General features: G+C 68.4%; 14 protein-coding genes. 10 read left to right on the top strand and 4 right to left on the bottom strand.

Annotated features, from left to right (window positions below; genetic code table 11):
* Window positions 1–112: 112 nt before the first annotated feature.
* From BM297_RS15790 to BM297_RS15775, 4 genes are all read right to left on the bottom strand, one after another.
* Entirely contained in the window at window positions 113–484 is a 372-nt protein-coding gene (locus BM297_RS15790) for a translation initiation factor Sui1 (RefSeq protein WP_092433192.1), read from the bottom strand.
* Window positions 485–651: 167 nt separating this feature from the next.
* On the bottom strand, window positions 652–1308 hold the full coding sequence (locus BM297_RS15785; RefSeq protein ID WP_092433190.1) for a DUF2931 family protein: 657 nt from the start codon (window positions 1306–1308) through the stop codon (window positions 652–654).
* Entirely contained in the window at window positions 1305–3239 is a 1935-nt protein-coding gene (locus tag BM297_RS15780; RefSeq protein ID WP_092433188.1) for a PAAR domain-containing protein, read from the bottom strand. The genes BM297_RS15785 and BM297_RS15780 overlap by 4 nt, the downstream gene beginning before the upstream one ends.
* Window positions 3240–3443: 204 nt before the next feature.
* A complete protein-coding gene (locus BM297_RS15775; protein WP_092433186.1) occupies window positions 3444–4493 on the bottom strand; it encodes a DUF2333 family protein in 1050 nt (349 codons plus the stop codon).
* Window positions 4494–4686: 193 nt separating this feature from the next.
* Between BM297_RS15775 and BM297_RS15770 the strand changes: the two genes are divergently transcribed.
* The 10 genes from BM297_RS15770 (at window position 4687) to purD (ending at window position 15946) form a co-directional block, all read left to right on the top strand.
* Window positions 4687–6483 (top strand): protein-disulfide reductase DsbD, encoded by a 1797-nt coding sequence (locus tag BM297_RS15770; RefSeq protein ID WP_092433183.1) that lies wholly within the window; start codon window positions 4687–4689, stop codon window positions 6481–6483.
* Between the two features lie 131 nt (window positions 6484–6614).
* Window positions 6615–7058 carry a type II 3-dehydroquinate dehydratase gene (gene aroQ / locus BM297_RS15765; protein ID WP_092433181.1) on the top strand — a complete coding sequence of 148 codons (444 nt, stop codon included), beginning with the start codon at window positions 6615–6617 and terminating at the stop codon, window positions 7056–7058.
* Window positions 7059–7077: 19 nt separating this feature from the next.
* Window positions 7078–7536, top strand: a complete 459-nt coding sequence (gene accB / locus BM297_RS15760; RefSeq protein ID WP_092433179.1) for an acetyl-CoA carboxylase biotin carboxyl carrier protein — start codon at window positions 7078–7080, stop codon at window positions 7534–7536.
* Window positions 7537–7554: 18 nt separating this feature from the next.
* Complete coding sequence (gene accC, locus BM297_RS15755; RefSeq protein ID WP_092433178.1) at window positions 7555–8904, top strand: acetyl-CoA carboxylase biotin carboxylase subunit; 1350 nt, start codon at window positions 7555–7557, stop codon at window positions 8902–8904.
* 111 nt (window positions 8905–9015) lie between these two features.
* A complete protein-coding gene (prmA, locus tag BM297_RS15750) occupies window positions 9016–9894 on the top strand; it encodes a 50S ribosomal protein L11 methyltransferase (RefSeq protein ID WP_092433176.1) in 879 nt (292 codons plus the stop codon).
* Window positions 9895–9969: 75 nt separating this feature from the next.
* Window positions 9970–11406: a DUF3426 domain-containing protein gene (locus BM297_RS15745; protein WP_092433175.1), complete on the top strand. Its 1437-nt coding sequence runs from the start codon at window positions 9970–9972 to the stop codon at window positions 11404–11406.
* 116 nt (window positions 11407–11522) lie between these two features.
* Entirely contained in the window at window positions 11523–12521 is a 999-nt protein-coding gene (dusB, locus tag BM297_RS15740) for a tRNA dihydrouridine synthase DusB (protein WP_092433174.1), read from the top strand.
* Window positions 12518–12838, top strand: a complete 321-nt coding sequence (gene fis / locus BM297_RS15735; protein WP_092433171.1) for a DNA-binding transcriptional regulator Fis — start codon at window positions 12518–12520, stop codon at window positions 12836–12838. The genes dusB and fis overlap by 4 nt, the downstream gene beginning before the upstream one ends.
* Before the next feature lie 70 nt (window positions 12839–12908).
* Window positions 12909–14516 (top strand): bifunctional phosphoribosylaminoimidazolecarboxamide formyltransferase/IMP cyclohydrolase, encoded by a 1608-nt coding sequence (purH, locus tag BM297_RS15730; protein WP_092433169.1) that lies wholly within the window; start codon window positions 12909–12911, stop codon window positions 14514–14516.
* Window positions 14517–14653: 137 nt separating this feature from the next.
* Window positions 14654–15946 (top strand): phosphoribosylamine--glycine ligase, encoded by a 1293-nt coding sequence (gene purD, locus BM297_RS15725; protein ID WP_092433167.1) that lies wholly within the window; start codon window positions 14654–14656, stop codon window positions 15944–15946.
* The last annotated feature ends 330 nt before the right edge of the window (window positions 15947–16276 follow it).

The raw sequence follows: 16276 nt of genomic DNA, 5'->3' as shown, positions 1-16276 counted from the left end.
CCTGCTCTCCTTGATCGTGCGAGTTCGATGCCGCCACCTGGGGGTAGCAGCCACGCTGCCTCAGGGCCAGGAAGACCTCTCCCCGCGCCCATTCACGGGCGCGGGGCGGCACTCAACCGCCTGACTTCTTCGCCTTGAAGCCGCGCCGGGTCAGTTCGGCGAGCAGCAGCTCGACGTGCTCGCCCTGGATCTCGATCACCCCGTCCTTGAGCGCGCCACCGGTGCCGCAGCGCTTCTTCAGCGCCGTGGCCAGTTCCTTGAGTTCCTCGCCGACCAGCGGCACGCCGCTGACGGTGGTCACCGTCTTGCCGCCGCGCCCCTTGCTCTCGCGGCGCACCCGGGCGATGCCGTCGCCCTCCGCAAGCACCGGCTGGCCGCAGATGCACTCGCCCACCGGCTTGCCGCAGTCCGGGCAGTGCCGGCCGGCGTCGGTGGAATAGACCAAGCCGCCGAGGGCGGCGAAGGAGGAAGACTTCTTGCTCACAGTATGACTCTTGGAATAGCTGCAGCTGACGGCACGCACGGCGTACGGACATCAATGAGAAGGGGCGTGCGCACCAGCACGCCCGGGTATGAGTCGGAGTGTAACGGCAAAGCTGGCAAATGCTAATGCCAGCTAAACCTCAATTATCTGGCCGCCCATGCTCGCGCCTACCAGCTGCCATAGGGCACCCCGTGGGTCTCGATGTAAGTTCTCGAAGTATCGGAGAGCGGGTAATGCTCCCCCTCCGTGAGGCCGTCATAGGGCCCCAGCTTGCTGACCGCCCCCTCGAAACGGCCGACTTCCAGCGGCTCGAGACAGGGTCCCTGCAGCCAGACCTTGGCGATACCACCCGGTGCCAGGCCGATGGTGAGCATGTAGCGATAGCCGGTCAGCACCTCCTTGCCCCAGTCGCTCGCCCAGGGACATTTGGGGGATACCTTGGTTTCCATCGCCTCCCGCACCCACGCCGGGATATTGATGCGCACGTTGTAGGTCTGCGGCTCCACCAGCGACTGCCAGTGCACGAAGACGATCTCCGGCAGGTCGATGCCCGGCAGGCTCTTGCCAGAGCCTGCACCGACCCGCTGTGGCCAGCCGTGCGGTTCGCCGCTGTTGTCCGGCGGAGTGAGAATCGACACTACGCCGGCATGTACCCGCTCGAACACCAGGCCACGGCGGTCGACCACGTCGACGCTTTCCACCCATACCTCCATGTAGTCGGGTGCCAGCAGGCCGACGTACCAGGCCCGGTAAGGCAGGCGCGGCTGGCTGCCCGTAGCGCAGGCGCTCAGGCTCAGCAGCAGGGCGAGCAGCAGGCGCTTCATTGCAGGTAGCCCTTCTGCGGCCGGTTGTTGAACACCAGCCGCGCATTGGGGGCCGGCTTGTGTACCAGCAGCCCAGCGCTGGGCGTCCAGTGTGCGGACAGATGGATATAGCGGGCCTGCAGGAAGGCGTTGTCCTCGGCGGTCAGCGTATCGGCAGCGCCGCGGGCGTAGGCCATGATCTTCGCGGCGATCGGCTGAAGATCGACCGGAATACGCAACTGAGGGGCACGCTCATTGATGGGCTTGAAGGGCACGCTGTGCTGCTCGGCCAGATCACGCATCACCCGCAGGTAGATCAGCGACAGCTCCCCGCGTACCCGGCGGCGGATGGCCAGCGCGGCATGTACCCGCTGTTCGTCGACAGGTGCGGCGCGCTGATCGTGGAATAACGGAGTCGTCCAGCAGTCCACGCGCAGCTCGCCGTCGCCGGGCAGGCCACGTTGCAGCCAGGCCTGCCCCTCGCGCTCGGTGTCCCGCCAGGCCGCGGTGCGCTCGGGCGCATGACCCTGCGGGACGATGGAAGTCCGGGTACGGCTGAGCAGCAGGCGTTCTTCCATCTGCGGCGGGTAGCCGCCGCCGAGATCCGAGTGGACGCCGGGCAGGCTGATCTCCTCATGGCCGGCGTCATCTTCCGGGCCAGCGCGCACGCTGTTCAGGGAAAAGTTCCAGCGCCGCTCGTCGCGGGCGGTCAGCTGCAGCACCTTGCGCGCGCAGCCCGGCGGCAGGTAGAGGTTGACCCCGGGGTTGTGGTCGTCGGCCGGACTGGCATCCATTCGGGTCAGGTCAGCGATCGCCGCCACGGTGTCGAACAGGCCGATGAAGTTGATGCGCACCGCCGACCAGCCAAATCTGGTGGAAAAACCGGGTGTCTGCGGCCCCAGCAGCCCGCCCAGCACACCGGCGGTGCCCTTAAGCACCTCGTTGGCGAAGTGCCGCGCCGAGGCGGCGCCGCGGCTGAAGCCGAAGATATCGAACTCGATGGCGTCTATCTGCAGCGCGGGGTTATTGGACAACAGCAGAAGCAACTGTGCTTGGATCGCCGCGGGGCTCTCCGCCACCCGCGCCAGCACCCCGGTCGCCCCCAGCCCGGTGCCCTGGCTGAAGCGCGAATCGCTGCCGCCGCTGCGGGTGCCAACGCCCTCCAGATAGACAGCCAGGTGAGCAGTCTGGGCATCGCCTGGCAGCACCTGATCGCTTTCGTCGTGATACAGCTGATACAGCAACGCCACATTGCTCGGCGCATTGCCATAGCTGTTGTCGGGCAGACGGTCGAAGCGACCGTCGCTGTTGCTGTCCCGATAGCCGTGGGCGGTGCAATGAGCGGTGGTTTCCGCCAGGGAGCGTTCGTCCATCAGCTCGCGGTCGTCGCGGCGGCAGCGCTCGGTGAGCGCGGCGTTGGCCAGGTTGTTGCCGGTGCCGTCGAAGAACACCCCGATGCGCAGGACGATGCCCTGCCGGGTAGTGTCCTCCAGCTCCTCCTCTTCGTCCTCTTCCTCCAGCTCCGCCGGCACCGGATCGCCGGGCTCCTCCCGCCAGTCATGCGCCAGCTCGGGCTCAGCCCTGCCTGTCGGTCGTGGTGCAGCCGGCGGCGCGGGCGTCGACGGCCAGCCTGAGAGCGGAACGGGAGCCTCGAAAGATGCCGGCGTGAAACCGCTGCCGACGATCACCGTACCCGAGCCGCCGATCACGACATTGCCATGGCTGCCGAGACTGCCCTGGGTCGCCAGCGGCCGACCGTTGATCAGCACGTTGGGCACCAGGTTGCCGGTCAGGATGCTGCCGCACGCGGTGGGATCGCCGGCGCGGGCGGCCGGTTGGCCCTCGAACAGCACATCGGGCGACCCGTCGACGATCGGGTTGTTGCCGTGCCCCGGCAACGGGCAGGCGGTGGGGTCGCCCTGGCGGGCGGCAGGTTTTCCATTGGCGGACATGACCGATCTCCCTATCGGTGGTATCGCCACAACCATGCCGCAACAGGCGCCGGCGGACAAACCGCAGGAGCGGTTTCATGCACCGGATCACGCCAGCAGGCCTGACTGCGCAAGGACTTGCACAGTCAGGCAGTCCTCAGACAGCCTGCATGAACTCTCTGCCCAGTGCCCGCCCTTCGGCTCGAACAAAGGGCAGCACGCAGATCAACCCTGCTCGAGCAGCTGGCGCAGGTCGATGATCGCGGCGTTGGCGCGCGAGATGTAGTTGGCCATCACCAGCGAGTGGTTGGCGAGGATGCCGAAACCGTCGCCGTTGAGGATCATCGGGCTCCACAGCGGTTCCTGGGCCGCCTCCAGCTCGCGGATGATCTGCCGCACGCCGACCGTGGCGTTCTTCTTCGCCAGCACGTCGGCGAAATCGACCTCGATGGCGCGCAGGAAGTGCGACAGCGCCCAGGCCTGGCCGCGCGCCTCGTAGAACACGTTGTCGATCTGCAGCCAGGGCGTCTTGACGATCTCCTCGCTGCCGCTGGGAATGGCGCCGTTGACGTCGGTGTTCAGGCGCATCTGGCCGACGCTGGCGGACAGGCGCTGCGACAGCGAGCCGAGGCGGGTCTCGACGTCGGTCAGCCAGTTGCGCAGGTTGTCGGCGCGGGCATAGAACTGCGCCTGGGTCTGGGTGGGATCGCCGAGGCGCTTCTGGAAGCGGGTCAGCGAACGGATGGCGTCGCGGTATTCCTGCTCGCTGGCCGGCAGCGCCCAGCTGTTGCTGTCGAAATGGAACTTCGGCTCGGCCTTGGCCAGGTCGGCGTCCTCGGTGGACTGCGACTGCGAGCGGGCGAAGTCCTTGCGCAGGGCGCGGGCCAGGTCGCGCACCTGCACCAGCACGCCGTATTCCCAGTTGGGCATGTTGTCCAGCCACAGCCCCGGTGGAGCGAGGTCGTTGGACAGGTAGCCGCCCGGCTTGTCGAGCAGGGTGCCGGCCACGCTCTTCAGGGTTTCCACCGTGGTGTAGCCGGTCACCATCTTGACCTGGGCCTGTTCCGCAGTGGCCTGGGCCTGCTGCTGCACCGGGAACAGTTCGGGCTCGATGCTCCAGTACCAGCCGACCACCAGCGCGCCGAGCAGGTAGACGCCGACCACGCCACCGACCGCCCGGCTGGCCCAGATGCCGCCGAAGTAGCTGCTCGCGCCTTCCACCGAGTCATCGACACTGTCGCGCATGGCGCCGACCTTCTTCTTCCAGTCCAGCATGGATTTGTCCTTACTCACCGAGAAACAATTTCAGGCTGGCAGCCGCGCGCGGCGGGCTGCACATTGCCTTGCACTATAAAGCATGAAAAGCACGGCCGCGCCGACCGTCGGCAGAAAAGCACGCCAGTCTGCCGCAGTCCGGTCACGCGCCCCTTTCCGCTATCATGCCCGCCTCCCCGAACGAGAGACTGCAATGCATCGCCTGTTCCTCCTGCTCGTGCTGCTGTTCACCCTGCCCGCCAGCGCCGGCCTGTTCGACAGCCGCCCGGCCCCGCTCCTCGGTGGCGCCGCGCTGAACAACAGCAGCGACTTCCTGCCGGTCGCCGAGGCCTTCAAGCTCAGTCTGGTCGAGGCCGATGACCAGCGGGTGAAGCTGCGCTTCGTCAATGCCGAGGGCTACTACCTGTACCGCCACCGCTTCCAGGTGGCGAGCGAGCCGGCCGGCCTGGTCGGCGGCGAACTGATCCTGCCGGCCGGCCAGGCCAAGCACGACGAGTACTTCGGCGACGTCGAGGTGTACTACGGGGTGACCGACCTGGAGGTGCCGATCGCCAACCCGTCCGGCCAGGCCTTCACGTTGCGGGTGAGCTACCAGGGCTGCGCCGACCTGGGCCTGTGCTATCCGCCGGAAACCGCCGTGCTGCGCATCGACGGCAACGCCGCTTCCGGCTCGGCCAGCCCCGCGGTTGCCGCATCCGCCGGCAGCGGCCCAACAGCCTGGCAGTGGAGCGAGGTGGCGCTGTTCTTCCTCGCCGGCCTCGGCCTGACCTTCACCCCCTGCGTGCTGCCGATGCTGCCGATCCTCACCGGCGTGGTGCTGCGCGGCCAGGTCGGCGGCGCCCGCGGCCTGGCGCTGTCGCTGGCCTACGTGCTGCCGATGGCCGCCTGCTTCGCGGTGCTCGGCGCGCTGATGGGCCTGTTCGGTGCCGAGCTCAACCTGCAGGCCCGCCTGCAGTCGCCCTGGGTGCTGGTGCCCTTCGCGCTGTTCTTCAGCGCCTTCGCCCTGGCCATGTTCGGCGTCTACGAACTGCGCCTGCCGGCCTTCGTCCGCGAGCCGCTGGACCGCATGGCCGGCCACGCCCGCGGCGGCTCGCTGCTCGGCGCGGCACTGCTCGGCGTGCTCTCCAGCCTGCTGGTATCGCCCTGCGTCACCGCGCCGCTGGCCGGCGCACTGCTGTACATCAGCGCCAGCGGCGACGCCCTCGGCGGCGGCCTCAAGCTGTTCGCCCTCGGCCTCGGCATGGGCGCGCCGCTGGTGCTGTTCGCCACCGGCGGCAACGCCCTGCTGCCGCGCGCCGGGGTGTGGATGGTGACGGTGCGCAACACCTTCGGCGTGCTGCTGCTGGCGGTGGCGATCTGGCTGCTCGAGCGCATCCTGCCCGGCCAGCTCAGCCTGGCGCTGTGGGGCCTCTTGGCCGGCGGCGTGGCGCTCAACCTCGGCGCGCTGGAAATGGTGCCCAAGACCCACCGCCAGCGCGTGGCCCAGCTGTTCGGCCTGCTCCTGCTGGTCTACGCGCTGGCCGCCTGGGTCGGCGCGCTGCGCGGCGAGTCCGACCCGCTGCGCCCGTTCGGCCACCCGGCCATTGCCACAGTGACAGCGCCGGGCAACCCGGTAGCCCACGCCGGCTGGCAGACCATCAGCACCCCGGCCGAGCTGGACGCTGCCTTCGCTGCCGCGAGGAGCGCTGGCCAGCCGCTGCTGCTCGACTGGTACGCCGACTGGTGCATCAGCTGCAAGGTGATCGAGCGCGAGGTGCTGCAGGCGCCGGCCGTGGCCCCGCAGCTGGCCGCCTGGCGTCTGGTGCGCTTCGACATGACCGAAAGCCGCGCCGATCAGCGCGCCCTGCTCGACCGCTACCGGCTGTTCGGCCCACCGGCGCTGCTGCTGTTCGCCGCCGACGGCAGCGAATGGAGCGACCTGCGGATGATCGGCGAAACCGACGCGGCCAGCTTCGCGGCGGTGCTGGAAAAGGCGGCGCAGCGCCTCTGAACGGACGTCTCCGGTCATCGTCAGCCATCATGCGGCCATCTACGGCAAAAAAACGGCTGCTGGACAGGCGGTCGGTTTTTCCGGCATATTCCGGCAGCTTTTTCCGAACCTCCCTCTGACAGGACGCACGCATGGCCACCTTCCTGGTTCTGCACGGCCCCAACCTGAACCTGCTGGGCACCCGCGAGCCGGGCGTCTACGGCGCCACCACGCTCGCCGACATCAACAGCGACCTGGAGGCCCGTGCCCGTGCCGCCGGCCATCACCTGCAGCACCTGCAGAGCAATGCCGAGTACGAACTGATCGAGCGCATCCACGCCGCCCGCGGCGAAGGTGTCGACTTCATCATCATCAATCCGGCCGCTTTTACCCATACCAGCGTCGCATTGCGTGACGCGTTGCTGGCGGTGAGCATCCCATTCATCGAAGTTCACCTGTCGAACGTGCACAAGCGCGAACCCTTTCGCCATCACTCCTACTTCTCCGACGTAGCGGTAGGCGTGATCTGCGGGCTCGGCGCCAGCGGTTACCGCCTGGCACTGGAAGCCGCAATCGAACAACTGCAACGCCCCTGACCTCTTTTGGAGCGCCCTGATGGACATTCGTAAAGTCAAGAAACTGATCGAACTGCTGGAAGAGTCCGGTATCGACGAGCTGGAAATCTGTGAAGGCGAAGAGTCGGTACGTATCAGCCGCCACAGCAAGCAGCCGCAGTACGCCGCCCAGCCGATGTACGCCCCGGCTCCGGCACCGGCTCCGGTCGCTGCCCCGGCTGCCGCTCCGGCCGCTGCCGCCGCCCCGACTGCTCCGGCGCTGAGCGGCCACGTGGTGCGCTCGCCGATGGTCGGCACCTTCTACCGCGCCTCCTCGCCGACCTCCGCTTCGTTCGTCGAAGTCGGCCAGACCGTGAAGAAGGGCGACATCCTGTGCATCGTCGAAGCGATGAAGATGATGAACCACATCGAGGCCGAAGCCAGCGGCACCATCGGCTCGATCCTGGTGGAAAACGGTCATCCGGTCGAATTCGACCAGCCGCTGTTCACCATCGTCTAACACGCGGAGATTCCTGCGATGTTGCAAAAAGTCCTGATTGCCAACCGCGGCGAGATCGCCCTGCGCGTGCTGCGCGCGTGCAAGGAACTGGGCATCAAGACCGTGGCTGTGCACTCGACTGCCGACCGCGACCTGATGCACGTCTCCCTCGCCGATGAATCCGTGTGCATCGGCCCGGCGTCCGCGACCCAGTCGTACCTGAGCATCCCGGCGATCATCGCCGCTGCCGAGGTGACCGGCGCCGACGGCATCCACCCCGGCTACGGCTTCCTCGCCGAGAACGCCGACTTCGCCGAGCAGGTGGAGAAGTCCGGTTTCGCCTTCATCGGCCCGACCGCCGACGTGATCCGCCTGATGGGCGACAAGGTGTCGGCCAAGGACGCCATGAAGGCGGCCGGCGTGCCGACCGTGCCCGGCTCCGACGGCCCGCTGCCGGAAGACGAGGCCGAAGCCCTGGAGATCGCCCGCCAGGTCGGCTACCCGGTGATCATCAAGGCCGCCGGTGGCGGCGGTGGTCGCGGCATGCGCGTGGTGCACAAGGAAGAGGATCTGATCTCCTCGGCCAAGCTGACCCGTACCGAAGCCGGTGCCGCCTTCGGCAACCCGATGGTCTACCTCGAGAAGTTCCTGACCAATCCGCGTCACGTGGAAATCCAGGTACTCGCCGACGGCCAGGGCAACGCCATCCACCTGGGCGATCGCGACTGCTCGCTGCAGCGCCGTCACCAGAAGGTGATCGAGGAAGCCCCAGCCCCGCTGATCGACGAGACCGCGCGCCGCAAGGTCCAGGCCCACTGCGTGCAGGCGTGCATCGACATCGGCTACCGTGGCGCCGGCACCTTCGAGTTCCTCTATGAAGACGGCCACTTCTACTTCATCGAGATGAACACCCGCGTGCAGGTGGAACACCCGGTCACCGAGATGGTCACCGGCGTCGACATCGTCAAGGAGATGCTGCGCATTTCCGGCGGCGAGAAGCTGTCGATCAAGCAGGAAGACGTGGTGATCCGCGGTCACGCCGTGGAATGCCGGATCAACGCCGAAGACCCGCGCACCTTCATGCCCAGCCCCGGCAAGGTCAAGCACTTCCATGCCCCGGGCGGCAACGGCGTGCGCGTCGACTCGCACCTGTACGACGGCTATGTGGTACCGCCGTACTACGACTCGCTGATCGGCAAGCTGATCACCTTCGGCGCCAGCCGCGACGAGGCGCTGGGCCGCATGCGCAATGCCCTCGACGAGCTGATCGTCGACGGCATCAAGACCAACGCCCCGCTGCACCGCGACCTGGTCCGCGACGCAGGCTTCTGCAAGGGCGGCGTCAACATCCACTACCTGGAAAAGAAACTGGGTATGGACAAGCACTGAGTCTGACTCGCTGCTTGCACAGAGGCCGCCTTCGGGCGGCCTCTGTCGTTTCCGCCGCCCCTCCAGTAAGCTTGCCCGCCTTCGCCCGCCCATCTTCAAGAGGCCTCCGCCATGCCCTGGCTGCAAGTCCGACTCGCCATCACTCCCCACCAGGCCGCCGTGCTGGAAGACCAGCTGCTGGAGCTGGGCGCGGTCTCGGTGACCTTCATGGACGCCGAGGACCAGCCGATCTTCGAGCCGGACCTGGGCACCACCCCGCTGTGGACCCACACCCACCTGCTCGCCCTGTTCGAGGACGGCACCGACACCGACGCGGTGCTCGCCCACCTCAAGCTGCAGCGCGGCGGCGAGCTGCCCGAGTACCAGGTCGAGCGCATCGAGGACCAGGACTGGGAGCGCAGCTGGATGGACAACTTCCAGCCGATGCGCTTCGGCCGCCGCCTGTGGATCGTGCCGAGCTGGCACGAGGCGCCGGAGCCCGACGCGGTCAACCTGCTGCTCGATCCGGGCCTGGCCTTCGGCACCGGCACCCACCCGACCACCGCGCTGTGTCTGGAGTGGCTGGACGGCCAGCAGCTGGGCGGCTGCCGGGTGCTCGACTTCGGCTGCGGCTCGGGCATCCTCGGCATCGCCGCCCTGCTGCTCGGCGCCGAGTCGGCGCTCGGCACCGACATCGACCCGCAGGCGCTGGAGGCCTCGCGCGACAACGCCGGGCGCAACGGCCTGCCGGCCGAGGCCTTCCCGGTCTACCTGCCCGAGCAGCTGCCGCAGCAGCCGGTCGACGTGGTGGTCGCCAACATCCTCGCCGGCCCGCTGGTGCAGCTGGCGCCGACCATCACCGCGCTGGTCAAGCCGGGTGGCCGCCTGGCGCTGTCCGGCATCCTCGCCGAGCAGGCCGAGGAAGTGCGCGACGCCTACGCCGCCGCCTTCGACCTCGACCCGACCGCGGTCAAGGACGGCTGGGTACGCATCAGCGGCGTGCGCCGCTGACCCCCGCGCGAGGCGCAGCCGGGGCGCTCCGGCTGCGCTAGAATGAGCATCTGACCTGTTCCGGATTGCCGCAGCATGACCGAGTCGTTCGTCACCCAATGTCCGCACTGCCAGACCCGCTTCCGCGTCACCCGCGCGCAGCTGGGCATGGCTCGTGGCGCCGTGCGCTGCGGCGCCTGCCTGCAGGTGTTCAACGCCGCCGAGCAGCTGGCCGGCGAACGGGCGGCCAGCCCGGCAGCAGTGCCGGACAGCACAGCGCGCGCGCCGCACAGCATGGTGCAGAACGCGGTCGCGGCGAGCGACGTGCGCGCGGCCGTGGGCGGCGCCCTGGCTGGCGGCGCGGCGGGCGCCCTGGCCAGCAGCGCCCTCGACCAGGATGCCGGCACCTACGCCGAGCCGGCTGGCTACCAGCCCGCACCGCCCCTGCCGGCGGACGACGTCAGCCCAGCCGCAGCGCCTGCGGCACCGGCACCGGCACCGGCACCAGTCGACGACACCCTGTGGATCCACGACGATCTCGACCTCGACGATCTCGATCTCGACGAGGAGTTCGACAAGCTCGACGAGGACAGCTTCGAGCTGAGCAGCGAGTTCCGCGACTACCAGCCGCCGGAGAATCCACTGCTCGGCTCCTTCGGCGCGGCAGCGGACAACCGGCGCGATCCCCACGACGAAAGCTGGGTCGAAGCCCTGCTCAACGACCAGCCGGCAGCCAAGGTCCCGCCGAGCGCGCCGAGCAGCCTGCGTGCGGAGCCGAGCCTCAGCGACGAGCTGCCGCTGGAGCTGGACAACGGCGACCAGGACCTGGCCGAATTCGCCGATGACGCCGAGGAAGCCGCGCGACACCTCGACGGCGGCCTCAGCGCCGAGCGCGACGAGCCGATCACCGTCAGCGCCGCGGCCGCCAGCCTGGCGGCGGCAGCCGCCGCCGGCAGCACGCGGCGCAGCGAACCGCGCCTGCGCGACGAAGGCCTGCTCAGCCTCAGCGACGAACCGCTGCAGCTCGACTGGCAGCCGCAGCAGGGACCGGGCTGGGCCCGCCGCCTGCTCTGGCTGCTGCTGATCCTGCTGGCCCTCGGCGGCCTGGCCGGCCAGTACGTCTACTACCACTTCGACGAGCTGGCCCGCGACGACCGTCTGCGCCCCTGGTTCGACAAGGTCTGCCCGCTGCTCGGCTGCGAGTTGCCGCCGCGGGTCGACGTCAGCCTGGTGAAGAGCAGCAACCTGACCGTGCGCAACCACCCGACCCATCCCGGCGCACTGACCGTGGACGCGATCATCTACAACCGCGCCACCTTCAGCCAGCCGTTCCCGCTGCTCGAACTGCGCTTCGAGGACATCAACGGCCAGCCGCTGGCCAGGCGCAGCTTCAAGCCCGGCGAGTACCTCGCCGGCGAGCTGGCCGGGCGCACCGACATGCCGCCGCAGACGCCGATCCACATCTCCCTGGAGATCGTCGACCCCGGCACCCGCGCGGTGAACTACAGCCTGGGCTTCCACTCGCCGGACTGAGATGCAGCGGGCGCTGTTCAAAAAATACTCAGAACAGTCTTTAACCGCACCTGCGGAGCGGGTATCATCGCCACCCTTTTCCAGCAGCTGATTTGCCCCTGCGGCAGGGATACCCCATGTCGGTGGTTCGCATCGGCCCTTACACGCTCCCCAATCGGGTGATCCTGGCTCCCATGGCCGGCGTCACCGATCGTCCGTTCCGCCAACTGTGTCGCCGTCTCGGCGCCGGCCTGGTGGTGGCCGAAATGCTCACCAGCGACGTGAGCCTGTGGCACAGCCGCAAATCGCGCCTGCGCATGCTCCACGCCGGCGATCCCGAGCCGCGCTCGGTGCAGATCGCCGGTGGCGATGCACAGATGCTCGCCGAGGCGGCACGCCGCAACGTCGACCTGGGCGCGCAGATCATCGATATCAACATGGGTTGTCCGGCCAAGAAGGTGTGCAACAAGGCCGCCGGCTCGGCGCTGATGAAGGACGAAAAACTGGTGGGCGAAATCCTCGATGCCGTGGTCGCTGCCGTCGACGTGCCGGTGACCCTGAAGATCCGCACCGGCTGGGACCGCGACAACCGCAACGGCGTGACCGTCGCGCGGATCGCCGAGCAGGCCGGCATCGCCGCCCTGTCGGTGCACGGCCGCACCCGCGCCGACCTGTACACCGGCGAGGCCGAGTACGCCACCATCGCCGCGATCCGCGAGGCGGTCAGCCTGCCGTTGTTCGCCAACGGCGACATCGACTCGCCGCACAAGGCCCGCGCCGTGCTCGACGCCACCGGCGCCGATGCGGTGATGATCGGCCGCGCCGCCCAGGGCCGGCCGTGGATCTTCCGCGAGATCGACCATTTCCTGCAGACCGGCGAACTGCTGGCCGGGCCGCCACTCGAGGAGGTCGAGCGCATCCTCCTCGAGCATCTGGCCGAGCTGCATGCCTTCTACGGCGAGGTGATGGGCGTGCGCATCGCCCGCAAGCACGTCGGCTGGTATCTGGCCACTCTGCCCGGTGCCAGGGATTTTCGTAACGACTTCAATCGCCTGGACTGTCCGCACGCCCAGCACGAGCAGGTGCGCGGCTTCTTCGCCAGGCAAAGGGACATCTGCAGAGGGACGGCCGCATGACGACCCTGACCGAGAATTTAGTGAGTGGAACGACTGCCGTGAGCGACAACGCCAACCTGAAACAGCACCTCATCGCCCCCAGCGAGGAGCGTCAGACCCTGCGCGACAGCGTGGAGCAGGCCCTGCACAACTACTTTGCCCACCTCGACGGCCAGCCGGTGACCGACGTCTACAATCTGGTGCTGTCGGAGGTCGAGGCGCCGCTGCTGGAGACCGTGATGCGCTACGTCAAGGGCAACCAGACCAAGGCCTCCGAACTGCTCGGCCTGAACCGCGGCACCCTGCGCAAGAAGCTCAAGCAGTACGACCTGCTCTGACCCTATCCGCTCGAAAGGAGGCGGCCGACCGCCTCCTCTTCTGTCCAATCCTGTCCTGATGGAATCCGAGATGACCGACCAGACCACCCGCCTCCCCGTCCGCCGCGCGCTGATCAGCGTGTCCGACAAGACCGGCGTCGTCGACTTCGCCCGCGAACTCGCCGCCCTCGGCGTCGAGATCCTCTCCACCGGCGGCACCTTCAAGCTGCTGCGTGACAACGGCGTCAATGCCGTCGAAGTGGCCGACTACACCGGCTTCCCGGAAATGATGGACGGCCGGGTGAAGACCCTGCATCCGAAGATCCACGGCGGCATCCTCGGCCGTCGCGACCTCGACGGCGCGGTGATGGCCGAGCACGGCATCCAGCCGATCGACCTGGTCGCGGTCAACCTCTACCCGTTCGCCGCCACCGTGGCCAAGCCCGGCTGCACCCTGCCGGACGCCATCGAGAACATCGACATCGGCGGCCCGACCATGGTTCGCTCGGCGGCCAAGAACCACAAGGACGTCGCCATCGTGGTCAACGCCGGCGACTACGCCGGCATCGTCGAATCCCTGAAGAGCGGCGGCCTGACCTACGCCCAGCGCTTCGACCTGGCGCTCAAGGCCTTCGAGCACACCGCCGCCTACGACGGCATGATCGCCAACTACCTGGGCACCGTCGACCAGAGCGCCGCGACCCTGTCCACCGAAGGCCGCAGCGAGTTTCCGCGCACCTTCAACAGCCAGTTCATCAAGGCGCAGGACATGCGCTACGGCGAGAACCCGCACCAGAACGCGGCCTTCTACGTCGAGGCCAACCCGGCCGAGGCCAGCATCGCCACCGCCAAGCAGCTGCAGGGCAAGGAACTGTCCTACAACAACGTGGCCGACACCGACGCCGCGCTGGAGTGCGTGAAGAGCTTCACCAAGCCGGCCTGCGTGATCGTCAAGCACGCCAACCCGTGCGGCGTCGCCGTGGTCCCGGAGAACGAGGGCGGCATCCGCAAGGCCTACGACCTCGCCTACGCCACCGACAGCGAGTCCGCCTTCGGCGGCATCATCGCCTTCAACCGCGAGCTGGACGGCGAGACCGCCAAGGCCATCGTCGAGCGCCAGTTCGTCGAGGTGATCATCGCCCCGAGCGTGTCCGCCGAGGCCCGCGAAGTGGTCGCCGCCAAGGCCAACGTGCGCCTGCTGGAATGCGGCCAGTGGCCGGCCGAGCGCATCGCCGGCCTGGACTACAAGCGCGTCAACGGCGGCCTGCTGGTGCAGAGCCGCGACATCGGCATGATCACCGAGGCCGACCTCAAGGTGGTCACCCAGCGCGCGCCGAGCGAGCAGGAAATCCACGACCTGATCTTCGCCTGGAAGGTGGCCAAGTTCGTCAAGTCCAACGCCATCGTCTACGCCAAGAACCGCCAGACCGTCGGCGTCGGCGCCGGCCAGATGAGCCGGGTCAACTCCGCGCGCATCGCCGCGATCAAGGCCGAACACGCCGGCCTGCCGGTACCGGGCGCGGTGATGGCCAGCGACGCCTTCTTCCCGTTCCGCGACGGCATCGACAACGCCGCCAAGGCCGGCATCACCGCGGTGATCCAGCCGGGCGGTTCGATGCGCGACGCCGAGGTGATCGCCGCCGCCGACGAGGCGGGCATTGCCATGGTGTTCACCGGCATGCGCCACTTCCGTCACTAAGATCCGATTGCCGATCGTCCCCACGCTCCGCGTGGGGATGCAGCCCGGGACGCTCGGCGTCCCATGCCGCGGACGCCAAGCGTCCACAGCGCCGTTCCCACGCAGAGCGTGGGAACGATCAACATGAGGCTTGAAACATGAACGTACTGATCATCGGCAGCGGCGGCCGCGAGCACGCCCTGGCCTGGAAAGTGGCGCAGGACAAGCGCGTCGAGAAGGTCTTCGTCGCCCCGGGCAACGCCGGCACCGCCACCGAGGCCAAGTGCGAGAACGTCGCCATCGACGTGCTGGCCATCGAGCAGCTGGCCGACTTCGCCGCCGCCAACGTGCAGCTGACCATCGTCGGCCCGGAAGCACCGCTGGTAAAGGGCGTGGTCGACCTGTTCCGTTCGCGCGGCCTGGACATCTTCGGTCCGACCGCCGCCGCCGCCCAGCTGGAAGGCTCCAAGGCCTTCACCAAGGACTTCCTGGCCCGGCAGAACATCCCCACCGCCGACTACCAGAACTTCACCGAGGTCGAGCCGGCGCTGGCCTACCTGCGCGAGAAGGGCGCGCCGATCGTGGTCAAGGCCGACGGCCTGGCCGCCGGCAAGGGCGTGATCGTCGCCATGACCCTGGCCGAGGCCGAGGAAGCGGTACGCGACATGCTGTCCGGCAACGCCTTCGGCGACGCCGGCGCGCGCGTGGTCATCGAGGAATTCCTCGACGGCGAGGAAGCCAGCTTCATCGTCATGGTCGACGGCGAGCACGTGCTGCCGATGGCCACCAGCCAGGACCACAAGCGCGTCGGCGACGGCGACAGCGGCCCGAACACCGGCGGCATGGGCGCCTACTCGCCGGCCCCGGTGGTCACCGCCGAGGTGCACCAGCGGGTGATGGACGAGATCATCTACCCGACCGTGCGCGGCATGGCCGCCGAAGGCAACGTCTACACCGGCTTCCTGTACGCCGGGCTGATGATCGACAAGGCCGGCAAGGCCAAGGTCATCGAGTTCAACTGCCGCTTCGGCGACCCGGAAACCCAGCCGATCATGGTGCGCCTGGAGTCCTCGCTGGTGCTGCTGGTCGAGGCCGCGCTGGCCAAGGCGCTGGACAAGGTCGAGGCGACCTGGGACCCGCGGCCGACCGTCGGCGTGGTGCTGGCTGCCGGCGGCTACCCGGGCGACTACGCCAAGGGTGACGTCATCGAGGGCCTCGACGCGGCCGCGCAGCTGGACGGCAAGGTGTTCCACGCCGGCACCGCGCTGAACGCCCAGGGCCAGGTGGTCACCGCCGGCGGCCGCGTGCTGTGCGCCACCGCCATCGGCGCCAGCGTCTCCGACGCCCAGCAGCAGGCCTATCGCCTGGCCGAGAAGATCCGCTGGAACGGCATGTTCTACCGCCACGACATCGGCTACCGCGCCATCGCCCGCGAGCGCGGCGAAGGCTGATGCCCTCGCCGCCTGACGCGCCACAACGGCGCGTCAGGCGGCCCGGCCGCGCCGGCAGCGGCGCCCGCCGGCCAAGCGCTACGGATTGTCTGTTTTCTGTCCAGAATTCCCCCCTCCCCCCGCGCTGTTCTCTATAATTCGCCGACTTTCAGCCAGAATGGATGCTCGATGGTGCGCCGGCTCCGGATTGCCATGACCCTGCTCGCCAGCGCGCTGTTGGCGCTGCCCCTCGCCCTGCTGAGCCAGCTGGATCACGCCTCCGGCCTGGCGGCGCTCGACAGCCGGTTGCTGCTCGGCATGCAGTTCGGCGTGCTGCTGATGCTGCTGGTC

The sequence above is a fragment of the Geopseudomonas sagittaria genome (assembly GCF_900115715.1).
GTDB classification, from domain to species: Bacteria; Pseudomonadota; Gammaproteobacteria; order Pseudomonadales; family Pseudomonadaceae; genus Geopseudomonas; species Geopseudomonas sagittaria.
This window is presented reverse-complemented; position numbering and strand designations above follow the sequence as displayed.